Origin of the sequence: Streptomyces sp. NPDC090108, from assembly GCF_044747185.1 — a bacterium.
Lineage (GTDB): Bacteria > Actinomycetota > Actinomycetes > Streptomycetales > Streptomycetaceae > Streptomyces.
The window spans coordinates 14,667-27,888 of record NZ_JBIVDQ010000005.1 but is presented as its reverse complement, the minus strand read 5'-3'; the positions used below and the strand labels follow the sequence as shown (position 1 = coordinate 27,888).

Here is a 13,222-nt window from a genome sequence, read left to right as displayed (position 1 = left end):
TGGACGGCCGGGGCGTGCCCGCCGTCCACCCGGACCGGGACCTCAGGCCGACATCGGGCGCTGTGCCTTGATGGACTGCAGGAGTCCCACCGCGACCCATACGGCGAACATCGACGATCCTCCGTACGACACGAACGGCAGGGGCAGACCGGTGACCGGCATGATGCCGAGGGTCATGCCGATGTTCTCGAACGCCTGGAAGGCGAACCAGGCGACGATCCCGGCGGCGACGATCGTGCCGTACAGCTCGGTCGAGTCGCGGGCGATACGGCAGGCGCGCCACAGGACGACGCCGAGGAGGAGGATTATCAGGCCCGCGCCGAGGAAGCCGAGCTCCTCCCCCGCCACCGTGAAGACGAAGTCCGTCTGCTGTTCGGGGACGAACTGGCCGGTGGTCTGCGAACCGTGGAACAGGCCGGCGCCGGTCAGGCCGCCGGAACCGATGGCGATGCGGGCCTGGTTGGTGTTGTAGCCGACGCCCGCCGGGTCGAGGTCGGGGTTGGCGAAGGCCGCGAAGCGGTTGATCTGGTACTCGTCCAGGATGTGCAGCTGCCAGACGGCGATCGCGCCGAGGGCGCCCGCGGACAGCAGGCCGAAGACCCAGCGGTTGGAGGAGCCGGAGGCGAGCAGCACGCCCAGGATGATGACGACCATGACCATGACCGAGCCGAGGTCGGGCATGAGCAGCACGATCGCGATCGGTACGGCCGCCAGGCCGAGCGACTGCAGGACCGTGCGGTGGTCGGGGTACTTCTTGTCGCCGGCGTCCACCCGCGCCGAGAGCAGCATCGCCATGCCCAGGATGATCGTGATCTTCACGAACTCGGAGGGCTGGAGCGAGAAGCCGCCGCCGAGCACGATCCAGGAGTGGGCGCCGTTGACGGTGGAGCCGAGCGGGGTGAGCACGGCGAGGATGCCGAAGACCGACAGGCCGTAGAGGAGCGGCACGACGTTGCGCAGGGCGCGGTGGCCGATCCAGACGGTGCCGGTCATCAGGGCGAGCCCGATGCCGGTGTTCATGAGGTGGCGGAGCAGGAAGTAGTACGGGTCGCCCTGGTTGATCTCGGTGCGGTTGCGGGTCGCCGAGAACACCAGCAGCGAGCCGATCAGCGACAGCGCGACGGCCGCCAGCAGCATCGGCCAGTCGAGCCGGCGGGCCAGCGAGTCGCGGGCGAAGATCCTGGTCCAGCCGGCCCGCGCGGGGCCGTACCCGGAGACGGAGAAGCTGTTGCCGGTCATGTGCGCGTCCTCCGGCTTCCCCGCCTGTGGGGCCTTCTGCGGGTGTTGCTGTTGCTGGTCGGGGACGGCGAGGTGGCCGGCTGCTGGTCCTCCCCGTTGGTGGTGTTGGTCTTCTGCGAGGCCTCGACGTCCTTGGCCGGGTCGCCGGCGATCTTCGGGGCGGCGATGGTGCCGTCCGTGCGGACCTTCGGCAGGCCCTTCTGCGGCTCGGGGAGCAGCGCCTTCTTGTTGTCGATGGAGCCGTCGCCCTGGACGCCGTAGAGCGCGCTGTAGATGTTGCGCACGGCCTCACCGGAGGCTCCGGAACCCGTACCGGCCTGGGCGATCGTCATGATCACCGTGTAGTCCTTGGAGTAGGTGGCCAGCCATGAGGTCGTCTGCTTGCCGTAGACCTCGGCGGTACCGGTCTTGGCGTGCAGCGGGATCTTGTTCTGCGGCCAGCCGCCGAACTTCCACGCGGCGGTACCGCGGGTGATGACGCCCGCGAAGGCGTCGTTCATGCCCTTGAGGGTGGCCTTGCTGACCGGCAGCCTGCCGTTCTTCGTGGGCTTGATCGGCGTGACGGTCTTGCCGTCGGCGCTGACGATCGCCTTGCCGATGGTCGGCTGGTACAGGGTGCCGCCGTTGGAGACGGCGCCGTAGATCCTGGCCTCCTGGATCGGCGTGACGAGGGTGTCGCCCTGGCCGATGGAGTAGTTGATCGAGTCGCCCTCGCGCATCTTGTTGCCTTCGAGGCAGTTCTCGTACGCGATCTTCTCGACGTAGGAGCCGTCCTTCTTGCCGGACTTGCACCAGGCGTCCTTGTTCGCCTTCCAGTAGTCCAGCTTCCACTGGCGGTCGGGGACGCGGCCGGTGACCTCGTTGGGCAGGTCGACGCCGGTCTCCTTGCCGAGGCCGAACTGGTGGGCGGTCTTGTAGAACCAGTCCTTGGGCTGCCCCTTCTTGGGGTTGATGCCGCCGTCCTTCTTCCACTCGCGGTCCGCGAGACCGTAGAAGACGGTGTCGCAGGAGACCTCCAGGGCGCGGCCGAGGGAGATGGGACCGAAGCTCTCACCCTCGAAGTTCTTGAAGACCTGGCCGCCGACGGAGTAGGAGCTGGTGCAGGGGTAGCCGCCGTTCCACTCGTAGCCCGCCTGGACCGCGGCGGCCGTGGAGACCACCTTGAACGTCGAACCGGGCGCCGCCTGACCCTGTATGGCCCTGTTGAGCAGCGGGTAGTCGGAGTTCTTGCCGGTGAGGTTCTTGTAGTCCTTGGCGGAGATGCCGCCGACCCAGACGTTCGGGTCGTAGGTGGGGGCCGAGGCCATGGCGACGATGCGGCCGGTCTTGGCCTCCATCACCACGACGGCGCCGGAGTCGGCCTTGTAGTTCTCGCCGGTGATCTTGTCGAACTGCTGGCGGGCGACCTTCATCGCCTTGTCGAGTTCGTACTCCGCCACGCGCTGGACGCGGGAGTCGATGCTGGTGACCAGGTTGGAACCGGACTGGGCGGGGTCCGCCTGCGCCTTGCCGATGACCCGGCCGAGGTTGTCGACCTCGTAGCGGGTGACGCCGGCCTTGCCGCGCAGCTCCTTGTCGTACTGCCGCTCGAGACCCGAGCGGCCCACCATGTCGGAGCGCAGGTACGGCGAGTCGGTGTCCTTGGCCTTCTGGATCTCGTCGTCGGTGACGGGCGAGAGATAGCCGAGGACCTGGGCGGTGTTGGACTTGCCGGGGCCCGCGTAGCGGCGGACGGCCTCGGGTTCGGCGGTGATGCCGGGGAAGTCCTCGGCGCGCTCACGGATCTGGAGGGCCTGCTTGGGCGTGGCCTCGTCGGTGATCGGGATCGGCTGGTAGGGCGAGCCGTTCCAGCAGGGCTGGGGGGTCTTGGCGTCGCACAGCCGGACCTTCTGGATGACCTCCTCGGGCTTGAGGCCGAGGATGCCGGCGAGCTTGGTCAGGACGCCCTTGCCGTCGTCGCTCTGCTTGAGCAGGTCGGTGCGGGAGGCGGAGACGACCAGGCGGGTCTCGTTGTCGGCCATCGGCACGCCGCGGGCGTCGAGGATGTCACCGCGCACGGCGGGGTCGACGACCTGCTGGACGTGGTTGCCGGAGGCCTGCTTCTGGTACTCGGCGCCCTCGCGGATCTGCAGGTACCACAGGCGGCCGCCGAGGGTGCCGAGGAGGGAGAGGACGAGAATCTGGATCACGACGAGCCGGATCTGGACGCGTGGGGTCCGTCCGGTCTCGGGAATGTTGGTCACTGCGGCTGCCTCCCCCTCTCAGTGCGCGAACGTGTGTGCGCGTACGAATGATGAACGACGGGCCTGTGAGGCCGCGTTCCGCCGGAACTTCCTCGTTCGGGTGAACTCTGCCCGGGTGGGACCCACCGGGGTGAACCCTGCGCCGTTCACAGCCGCTTGACCCCCTTGATGCGGCCGACCCTGGTCGTGCGGGTGCGGGCCTTGTTCTTCAGGGCGCCGAGGCCGCGCTGGCTCCCGATGCGCAGTCCGGTGCCGGAGGAGAGCCAGCCGGAGGAGATGTTGCCTGCCTTCGCGGCGGGGCCGCTCTCGGTGAGCGGGTCGTTGTCCGAGCGGCGGGCCAGCCACATGACCGCGGGCACCACGAACGGGGCGAGCAGCAGGTCGTACAGGGCGGCCGAGAACAGCAGTCCGGTCAGGCCGACATGACGGGCCGCCGTGTCGCCGACCAGGGCGCCGACGCCCGCGTACAGCAGGGTGGAGCCGACGGCGGCGGCGACCACGACGGCCATCGGGCCGGTCGCCGACTTCAGCCGGCCGGTCTCGGGCTTGATGAGTCCGGCGAAGTAGCCGACGACGCTCAGCACGAGGGCGTAGCGGCCGGCCGCGTGGTCGGCGGGCGGGGCGAGGTCGGCGAGCAGGCCGGCGCCGAAGCCGACGAGGGCGCCGCCCACATGGCCGTACACCATGGCCAGGCCGAGGACGGTGAGCAGCAGCAGGTCGGGGACGGCGCCGGGCAGATGCAGGCGGGCGAGGACGCTCACCTGGATCACCAGGGCGACGACGACCAGCGCGCTGGAGAGCAGGATCCGGTTGACACGCATGGGGATGGGCTCCTACTGCTGCTGCTCGTCGGTGGCGGTCGAGTCGGCGGACGGCGTGACCGTGACGGTCACCGTCGGCGTCGGGACCGGCTTGGGCTTGGACGGCAGGACCTCGTCGCGGGGGTCGTGCTTGGGGGCCGCGACGACCACGCCGACGATGTCGAGCTTGGTGAAACCGACGTACGGGGTGACGTAGACGGTGCGGGTCAGGCCGCCGCCGGAGGGGTCGACGCGGGAGACCACGCCGACCGGGACGCCGGGCACGAAGGGCCGGTCGGCCTGGGAGCCGAAGGTGACCAGACGGTCGCCCTTCTTCACCTCGGACTTGCCGTTGAGGAGTTCCACGCGCAGCGGGCGGTCGCCCTGTCCGGAGGCGAAGCCGAGTTCGTCGCTGTTCTCCATGCGGGTGCCCACGGTGAAGTCGGGGTCGTTGGCGAGCAGCACGGTGGCGGTGTCGGGGCCGACCGTGGTGACGCGGCCGACCAGGCCGTCTCCGTTGAGGACGGTCATGTCCCGCTTGATGCCGTCGTTCGCGCCGGCGTCGATGGTGATGGTCCAGGAGAAGCCCTGCGCCGACCCTATGGCGATGACCTGGGCGCCCTTGATGCCGTACTGGCCCTCACCGGCGATCTTCAGCATCTTGTCGAGCTGGTTCAGGCGGCTGCGGTTGCGGTCGTCGCTGCCGAGCTTCGCCTTGAGGGCCGCGTTCTCCTTCTCCATGACGGCGAGCCGGTCGTGCCGGCTGCCGGAGTCCCGTACGGCGGAGACGGCGTTGCCGACCGGGTCCACCGCCGAGGACAGTCCGTTCTCTACGGGGCCGAACACCGTGGCCGCGCCCTGCCGGGCACCGTCGACAGGTGAGTTCCGCCCTCCTCTGATATCCACCGTGATCAGCGCGAATGCGATGGCGACCAGCAGGACCAGGAGCAGCCGGCTCTCTTTCGTGTCCCTCACGTGCGGCGGCCGTGCCCTTCCTCTATAGGAATTCGGGAGCCCCGGGCGGCGCGATGTGCGAAGCGCGAACCCGCGGGGCCCATTTGTGGGAGCTTATGCCTCTATACCAACGATCCGCCGTACGAGAGGAGATCGTCTCGTACGGCGGAATCGAAGAGTTGTGTCATCTGCGCGGCTGGGCGTCCAGCACCTGCTGGAGCGCCTCGAACTCCTCGACGCACTTGCCGGAGCCGAGGGCGACGCTGTCCAGCGGGTCCTCGGCGATGTGGATCGGCATGCCGGTCTCGCGCCGCAGGCGCTCGTCGAGCCCGCGCAGCAGGGCTCCGCCGCCGGTCAGAACGATTCCTCGGTCCATGATGTCGCCGGACAGCTCCGGCGGGCACTTGTCCAGGGTCGTCTTGACCGCGTCGACGATCGCGTTGACCGGTTCCTCGATCGCCTTGCGCACCTCCGCGGCGGAGATGACGACGGTCTTGGGCAGACCGGAGACCAGGTCCCGGCCACGGACTTCGGTGTGCTCGTCGGAGTCGAGGTCGTACGCCGAACCGATCGTGATCTTGATCTGCTCGGCCGTCCGCTCACCCAGCAGAAGGCTGTACTCCTTCTTGATGTACTGGATGATCGCGTTGTCCAGTTCGTCGCCCGCGACGCGGATGGACTGGGCGGTGACGATGCCGCCGAGGGAGATGACCGCGACCTCCGTGGTGCCGCCGCCGATGTCCACCACCATGTTGCCCGTGGCCTCGTGGACCGGCAGGCCGGAGCCGATGGCGGCCGCCATGGGCTCCTCGATGATGTGCACCTGGCGGGCACCCGCCTGGGAGGACGCCTCGATCACGGCGCGGCGCTCGACGCCCGTGATGCCCGAGGGCACACAGACGACGACCCGCGGCCGGGCGAGATACCGCCGCTTGTGGATCTTCAGGATGAAGTAGCGGAGCATCCGCTCGGTGATCTCGAAGTCGGCGATCACGCCGTCCTTCAGCGGACGCACGGCGACGATGTTGCCCGGCGTGCGGCCGATCATCTTCTTCGCTTCGGCACCGACCGCGAGGATGCCACCGGTGTTGGTGTTGATCGCGACGACGGACGGCTCGTTGAGTACGATCCCACGACCCCTGACGTACACCAGCGTGTTGGCGGTCCCGAGGTCGACAGCCATGTCACGGCCGATGAACGACATTGAGTTCCCCATCAGGATTCGTCTGGCCTTCCCACGAGCTTTTGAGAGCTTTTCAGGTCGGCGAAGTGGGTGCTGTGACGTGCAGGCTTCCATCGTAGACGCGCCTGCACGAACACCGCGCGAGGGTCTCCGCCATTGTCAGCAGATGGCGCCCGGCCTCGCTTGTGGAGACGGCCCATCGGGGGCACAGGTTCCCCCGATCGGCAACGCATATGCCAAAGGACGGCCGAAAACGTACGGCCGTCCCTGGTCGGAACTCCGGGCGGGACTGACGTCCCGTCAGAAAAAATCTCGGAAACTCCGCACGGTGCGGCTCGGCCGCACCTTTCGGCACCGGTCAGACACGGCCCGGGAAGAAGATCTTCACCTCGCGCTCGGCGGACTCCTCCGAGTCCGACGCGTGGATCAGGTTCTCGCGGACGATGACACCGAAGTCGCCGCGGATGGAGCCGGGGGCGGCCGCGATCGGGTCGGTGGGGCCGGCGAGCGCGCGCACGCCCTCGATGACCCGCTCGCCCTCGACGATCAGCGCGACGACCGGACCGGAGGACATGAACTCCACCAGCGGCTCGTAGAACGGCTTGCCCTTGTGCTCGCCGTAGTGCTGCTCCAGCGTGTCCTGGTCCAGGTTGCGCAGCTCCAGCGCGGTGATCTGCCAGCCGGCCTTGCGCTCGATACGGCTGATGATCTCGCCGGTCAGGCCACGACGGACGGCGTCGGGCTTGAGCAGGACGAGGGTGCGCTGGGTCACGGAAGACTCCTTACGACTGACATATGTGCGGTGGGAACAAAACTACAGGGCGTGCCGGTACGCCCGTCACGCAGCGTCAGCCGGGGAGGAGACGGCGGCGAAGCGTGCCTTCGCCTCGTCCACCTTCCTGCCGAAGTGCACCGACGCCCACCACAGGGCGGCGAACACCGCGCCCATGAAGTACATCGTCGGGACGAAGACGCCGGAGACGATCAGGGCGATCTGCAGGGCCCAGCCGAGCACGACGCCGCCGGGGCGGGTCACCATGCCGCACAGCAGCACGCACAGGACCATGGCGATGCCGCTGACCAGCCACACGGTGGACACGGACAGATCCGGGTCCTTCATGGCCACGAGCCCGGCGAACCCGATGATGAAGAACTCGCCGATCAGCGTCGACGAACAGAGCGTACGCACGGCGGAATCCTCAGCCCTTCCCCAGCAGCAGGCGGGCCTCGCCCACCGTGATGACCGAACCGGTGACCAGCACGCCGCCGCCGGCGAACTCGCCCTCCTCCTCGGCCAGCGTGATCGCCGCCTCCAGCGCCTCGGGCAGCCGCGGCTCGACCTGGACGCGGTCCTCGCCGAACACCTCGACGGCGATGGCGGCCAGCTCGTCCGCGCTCATCGCGCGGTGGCTGGAGTTCTGCGTGACGACGACCTCCGCGAAGATCGGCTCGAACGCCTCCAGCACGCCCCGCACGTTCTTGTCGGCGCTCGCCCCGACCACGCCGATCAGCCGGCTGAAGTCGAAGGCCTCCTGGACCGCCTCGGCGGTGACCACGGCGCCCGCAGGGTTGTGCGCGGCGTCCAGCACGACCGTGGGAGAACTCCGGACGACCTCCAGGCGGCCCGGCGAGGTGACGGTGGCGAAGGCCTTGCGCACGGTGTCGATGTCGAGCGGTTCCGGGCGCTCGGCGCCGACCCCGAAGAACGCCTCGACGGCGGCGAGCGCGACGGCCGCGTTGTGCGCCTGGTGGGCGCCGTACAGCGGGAGGTACAGGTCCGGGTACTCGCCGCCGACCCCGCGCAGGGTGAGCAGCTGGCCGCCGACGGCGACCTGGCGGTCCACGACCCCGAACTCCAGACCCTCGCGGGCCACGGTGGCGTTCTCCTCGACGGCCTTCTTCAGCAGCACCTGGGCCGCGTCCACCGGCTGCTGGGCCATGATCACGGTCGAGTCCGGCTTGATGATGCCGGCCTTCTCCGCGGCGATCTCGCCGGTCGTCCCGCCGAGGCGGTCGGTGTGGTCGAGGCCGATGGGGGTGATCACGGCGACGTCGCCGTCGATCACGTTCGTCGCGTCCCAGGTGCCGCCCATGCCGACCTCGACGACGGCGACGTCCACCGGGGCGTCCGCGAAGGCCGCGTACGCCATGCCGGTGAGCACCTCGAAGAAGGACAGGCGGTACTCCTGCGAGGTGTCCACCATGTCGACGTACGGCTTGATGTCCTGGTACGTCTCGATGAACCGCTCGGCGGAGACCGGCGCGCCGTCCAGGCTGATGCGCTCGGTGACCGACTGCACGTGCGGGCTGGTGTAGCGGCCGGTGCGCAGGTCGAAGGCGCCGAGCAGGGCCTCGATCATGCGGGCGGTGGAGGTCTTGCCGTTCGTGCCCGTGATGTGGATCGACGGGTACGCGCGCTGCGGCTCGCCGAGGACGTCCATCAGCGCGGCGATGCGGTCGACGGAGGGCTCCAGCTTGGTCTCGCCCCAGCGGGCGGCCAGCTCCGTCTCGACCTCGCGCAGGGCCCTGTCCAGCTCGGGGTCCTCGGGGCGCGAGGGCACGTCGGGCTGCGGGGGGCCGCCCTGCGTGCGCAGGGTGCGGCTGCCGGCCTCGATCACCGCGAGGTCGGGGTCGCGGTCGGTCTCCGTCTCGATCAGCTCTTCGAAGGCGTCGAGGGGGTCGGGCGTGTCACTGGTACCGGGCGCTTCGCTCACGGGGCCAGTCTACGGAGGGGGTGGGGTGTGCGCTGGCTTGGGCTCTTCGGGAGGGAGTGGGGGGCGGTTCCTCTTCGGCCGCGGGCTGATTCCCGGGGGCGGTCGACCGTCGGGTGCGGGTGGGTCGTGGCCGGTCGCGCGGTTCCCCGCGCCCCTAGGGGGTGCGGGTGGGGCGTGGCTGTGGGGTGTCGCGCCGCGGGTGCGCGAAGGCCCCGGAACTTCGCGGTTCCGGGGCCTTCGGGGTCGTACGGGGTTACGCCTGGGGCAGGCGGTCCAGCTGGGACTGGATGCGGGCGATGTCCTCGTCCGCCTTGGCGAGGCGGCCGCGGATCTTGTCGACCACGTTGTCCGGGGCCTTCGCGAGGAACGCCTCGTTGCCGAGCTTGGCCGTCGCCTGGGCCTTCTCCTTCTCGGCGGCGGCGAGGTCCTTCGCCAGGCGCTTGCGCTCGGCGGCCACGTCGATGGTGCCGGAGAGGTCGAGGGCGACCTCGGCGCCGGCGACCGGCAGGGTGGCCGTCGCCGTGAAGGACTCGCCCTCCGGCTGCAGACGCAGCAGCTGGCGGATGGCCGCCTCGTGCGGGGCGAGGGCGGTGCCGTCCAGCGTCAGGCGGGCCGGGACGCGCTGGCCGGGCTGGAGACCCTGGTCGGCGCGGAAGCGGCGGACCTCGGTGATGACGGACTGCAGGGACTCGATCTCGCGCTCGGCGTCGGCGTCGCGGAAGCCGCTGTCGGCCGGCCACTCGGCGATGACGAGCGACTCACCGCCCGTGAGGGTGGTCCACAGGGTCTCCGTGACGAACGGGACCACCGGGTGCAGCAGCTTCAGCGTGACGTCGAGGACCTCGCCGAGGACCCGCTTGGAGACCTCGGCCGCCTCGCCGCCCGCCTGGAACGTCGTCTTGGACAGCTCGACGTACCAGTCGAAGACCTCGTCCCACGCGAAGTGGAACAGGGTGTCGGACAGCTTGGCGAACTGGTAGTCCTCGTACAGCCCGTCGACCTCGGCGACCACCGCGTTGAGGCGGGAGAGGATCCAGCGGTCCGTGGCCGACATCGCCGACGGCTCGGGCAGCGGGCCCTCGACCGTCGCGCCGTTCATCAGCGCGAAACGGGTCGCGTTCCAGATCTTGTTGGCGAAGTTGCGCGAGCCCTGGACCCAGTCCTCGCCGATCGGCACGTCGACGCCCGGGTTGGCGCCGCGCGCGAGGGTGAAGCGCAGGGCGTCGGAGCCGTACTTGTCCATCCAGTCCAGCGGGTTGACGACGTTCCCGAAGGACTTCGACATCTTCTTGCCGAACTGGTCGCGGACCATGCCGTGCAGGGCGATGGTGTGGAACGGCGGGGTGCCGTCCATCGCGTAGAGGCCGAACATCATCATCCGGGCGACCCAGAAGAAGAGGATGTCGTAGCCGGTGACCAGGACGGAGTTCGGGTAGAACTTCGCGAGCGACTCGGTCTGCTCGGGCCAGCCCAGGGTGGAGAAGGGCCACAGGCCGGAGGAGAACCAGGTGTCGAGGACGTCGCTGTCCTGGTGCCAGCCCTCGCCGGTTGGCGGCTGCTCGTCGGGGCCGACGCAGACGACCTCGCCGTTCGGGCCGTACCAGACGGGGATGCGGTGGCCCCACCACAGCTGGCGCGAGATGCACCAGTCGTGGAGGTTGTCGACCCAGTCGAAGTACCGCTTCTCCATCTCCTGCGGGTGGATCTTGACCTTGCCGTCGCGGACCGCGTCACCGGCGGCCTTCGCGAGCGGACCGACCTTGACCCACCACTGCATCGACAGGCGCGGCTCGATGGTGGTCTTGCAGCGCGAGCAGTGGCCGACGGAGTGGACGTAGGGGCGCTTCTCGGCGACGATCCGGCCCTCGGCGCGCAGCGCGGCGACGATGGCGGAGCGGGCCTCCAGGCGGTCCAGGCCCTGGAAGGGGCCGTGGACCGTGATGACGGCGTGCTCGTCCATGACGGTGATGGACGGCAGGTCGTGGCGCTGGCCGATCTCGAAGTCGTTCGGGTCGTGCGCCGGGGTCACCTTGACGGCGCCGGTGCCGAACTCGGGGTCGACGTGCTCGTCGGCGACGACCGGGATCGAGCGGTCGGTCAGCGGCAGCTTGATGAGCTTGCCGACCAGGTGCTTGTAGCGCTCGTCCTCGGGGTGGACGGCGACGGCCGTGTCACCGAGCATCGTCTCGGCGCGGGTGGTGGCGACGACGATGGTCTCGTCGCCCTCGCCGTACGTCATGGAGACGAGCTCGCCGTCGTCGTCCTGGTACTCGACCTCGATGTCGGAGATCGCGGTCAGGCAGCGCGGGCACCAGTTGATGATGCGCTCGGCGCGGTAGATCAGCTCGTCGTCGTAGAGGCGCTTGAAGATGGTCTGGACGGCCTGGGAGAGGCCCTCGTCCATGGTGAAGCGCTCACGGGACCAGGCGACGCCGTCGCCGAGGCGGCGCATCTGGCCGCTGATCTGGCCGCCGGACTCGGCCTTCCACTGCCAGACGCGCTCGACGAAGTCCTCACGGCCGAGGTCGTGGCGGGACTTGCCCTCCTTGGCGAGCTCGCGCTCGACCACGTTCTGGGTGGCGATGCCGGCGTGGTCCATGCCCGGCTGCCACAGCGTCTCGTAGCCCTGCATGCGCTTGCGGCGGGTGAGGGCGTCGATGAGCGTGTGCTCGAAGGCGTGGCCCAGGTGCAGGCTGCCGGTGACGTTCGGCGGGGGGATGACGACGGTGAACGGGGGCTTGTCGCTCTTGGCGTCCGCCTCGAAGTAGCCGCGCTCCACCCACCGCTCGTACAGCGGCCCCTCTACGTCGGCCGGCGCGTACTGGGTCGGCAGTTCGGTCTCGGGCGCGGTGGGCTGGTGCGATGCGTTCTCGGTCACGGGGGTCAGTTTAGAGGTGTCACCGGGTGGTGCCGAAACGCGTTTGTTCTGTAACGGTGCGGCACCCCGGTGGGCCGCGGTCCCCTGCCCTGGGCAAGGATGTCAGGAACACTTGAACATCTGGAGGGGAACCCAGGAATGAGCAACAACCAGCCGGGCCCGTACGGCCAGCCGCCTCAGACACCGGGTCCCTACGGCCAGCCGGGGCAGCAGCCGGGCCCCTACGGTCAGCAGCCTCAGACACCGGGTCCCTACGCCCAGCAGCCCGGCCCCTACGGTCAGCCCGGTCCCTACGGCCAGCCGCCGCAGGCACCGCAGCCCGGCTACGGCTACCCCCAGCAGACCCCTCCGCCCGCTCCCCCGCAGCCCGGCTACGGCTATTCCCAGCAGCCGGGCGTCCCGCCCCAGCCGGGTCCCTACGGCCAGCAGCCGGGCCCGTACGGGCAGCCTCCGTACGGTGCTCCGCAGCCGCCCGTCGCGGCGGGCGGCAAGAAGAAGACGGGCCTGATCATCGGCGCGGTGGCCGTGGTGGCCGTCGTGGCGGTGGGGGTCTGGCTCATCGCCGGCAGCGGTGGCGGCGCCACCGTCGCGGACGACGGCCCGCACAAGCTGACGGCTCCGGCCACGGTGCTCGGCGGGGCGTACGAGAAGAAGGGCGACGGCAGTTCGGACGGCGCGATGAACGACAGCGACCTGTCCGACTTCGCGAAGTGGGGCGTGAAGAACCCCCAGCACGCCGGTGCCACGTACATGAGCGGGACGGGCGTGACCCAGAAGGGCCTCAGCTTCAGCGGGGTCTACGGCACCATCGACGACCCCGAGGCCGTCGTGGACGCCGCGTTCGCCAAGATCAAGACGGAGTCGGAGAAGGACTCGGGCGGCGCCGGCGCGACCAAGGGCAAGCTGCTGGGCAGCCCGCAGACGGTCCACCCGGACGGCTTCGACGGCATCATGAAGTGCCAGGTGCTCGAGGTGGACAACGCCGCCTCCTCGGGGGCGGCCGCGGGCGCCGCGAAGAAGATGAAGCTGCCGTTCTGCGTCTGGGGCGACCACAGCACCGTCGCGGACGTCTCGGCGTTCAGCGTCGCCGCGCTCGCCGCGGGTGTGGGCGGCTCGCTCGACGAGACGGCGGAGATCGCCGCCAAGCTCCGGAAAGACGTGCGCGTGAAGATCTGACAGCGCGCCTCACGGCGATGCGCGAGAGGGCCCCG

10 protein-coding genes are annotated in these 13,222 nt (G+C 69.7%); 1 reads left to right on the top strand and 9 read right to left on the bottom strand.

Going from position 1 to position 13,222, the window contains the following annotated elements:
* Positions 1–42 precede the first annotated feature (42 nt).
* The 9 genes from rodA to ACIPRD_RS18400 all read right to left on the bottom strand — a co-directional run bounded on the left by rodA (position 43) and on the right by ACIPRD_RS18400 (position 12,011).
* Positions 43–1,239: a rod shape-determining protein RodA gene (gene rodA / locus ACIPRD_RS18440; RefSeq protein ID WP_401564252.1), complete on the bottom strand. Its 1,197-nt coding sequence runs from the start codon at positions 1,237–1,239 to the stop codon at positions 43–45.
* Positions 1,236–3,482, bottom strand: a complete 2,247-nt coding sequence (mrdA, locus tag ACIPRD_RS18435) for a penicillin-binding protein 2 (protein ID WP_401564250.1) — start codon at positions 3,480–3,482, stop codon at positions 1,236–1,238. Before mrdA ends, rodA begins: the two co-directional genes overlap by 4 nt.
* A 146-nt stretch (positions 3,483–3,628) precedes the next feature.
* Complete coding sequence (gene mreD / locus ACIPRD_RS18430) at positions 3,629–4,303, bottom strand: rod shape-determining protein MreD (RefSeq protein ID WP_356397407.1); 675 nt, start codon at positions 4,301–4,303, stop codon at positions 3,629–3,631.
* Between the two features lie 12 nt (positions 4,304–4,315).
* Entirely contained in the window at positions 4,316–5,257 is a 942-nt protein-coding gene (gene mreC / locus ACIPRD_RS18425; protein ID WP_356397404.1) for a rod shape-determining protein MreC, read from the bottom strand.
* A gap of 163 nt (positions 5,258–5,420) precedes the next feature.
* Complete coding sequence (locus ACIPRD_RS18420; protein ID WP_020940056.1) at positions 5,421–6,440, bottom strand: rod shape-determining protein; 1,020 nt, start codon at positions 6,438–6,440, stop codon at positions 5,421–5,423.
* Positions 6,441–6,777: 337 nt separating this feature from the next.
* A complete protein-coding gene (gene ndk / locus ACIPRD_RS18415; RefSeq protein ID WP_356397400.1) occupies positions 6,778–7,191 on the bottom strand; it encodes a nucleoside-diphosphate kinase in 414 nt (137 codons plus the stop codon).
* A 66-nt stretch (positions 7,192–7,257) separates the two neighbouring features.
* The gene (locus ACIPRD_RS18410) at positions 7,258–7,608 is read right to left on the bottom strand and encodes a DUF4233 domain-containing protein (protein WP_401564246.1); all 351 of its coding nucleotides are present in this window, start codon (positions 7,606–7,608) and stop codon (positions 7,258–7,260) included.
* Between the two features lie 10 nt (positions 7,609–7,618).
* Positions 7,619–9,133 (bottom strand): bifunctional folylpolyglutamate synthase/dihydrofolate synthase, encoded by a 1,515-nt coding sequence (locus tag ACIPRD_RS18405; protein WP_401564244.1) that lies wholly within the window; start codon positions 9,131–9,133, stop codon positions 7,619–7,621.
* 253 nt (positions 9,134–9,386) lie between these two features.
* Entirely contained in the window at positions 9,387–12,011 is a 2,625-nt protein-coding gene (locus ACIPRD_RS18400) for a valine--tRNA ligase (protein WP_356397391.1), read from the bottom strand.
* 138 nt (positions 12,012–12,149) lie between these two features.
* Between ACIPRD_RS18400 and ACIPRD_RS18395 the strand changes: the two genes are divergently transcribed.
* The gene (locus ACIPRD_RS18395; protein WP_401564242.1) at positions 12,150–13,187 is read left to right on the top strand and encodes a hypothetical protein; all 1,038 of its coding nucleotides are present in this window, start codon (positions 12,150–12,152) and stop codon (positions 13,185–13,187) included.
* Positions 13,188–13,222 lie beyond the last annotated feature (35 nt).

Bases quoted from the DNA above. Each gene is read 5' to 3' on its own strand.
- rodA (WP_401564252.1), bottom strand. From the start codon at position 1,239: ATGACCGGCAACAGCTTCTCCGTCTCCGGGTACGGCCCCGCGCGGGCC.
- mreD (WP_356397407.1), bottom strand. From the start codon at position 4,303: ATGCGTGTCAACCGGATCCTGCTCTCCAGCGCGCTGGTCGTCGTCGCC.
- ACIPRD_RS18420 (WP_020940056.1), bottom strand. From the start codon at position 6,440: ATGTCGTTCATCGGCCGTGACATGGCTGTCGACCTCGGGACCGCCAAC.
- ACIPRD_RS18395 (WP_401564242.1), top strand. From the start codon at position 12,150: ATGAGCAACAACCAGCCGGGCCCGTACGGCCAGCCGCCTCAGACACCG.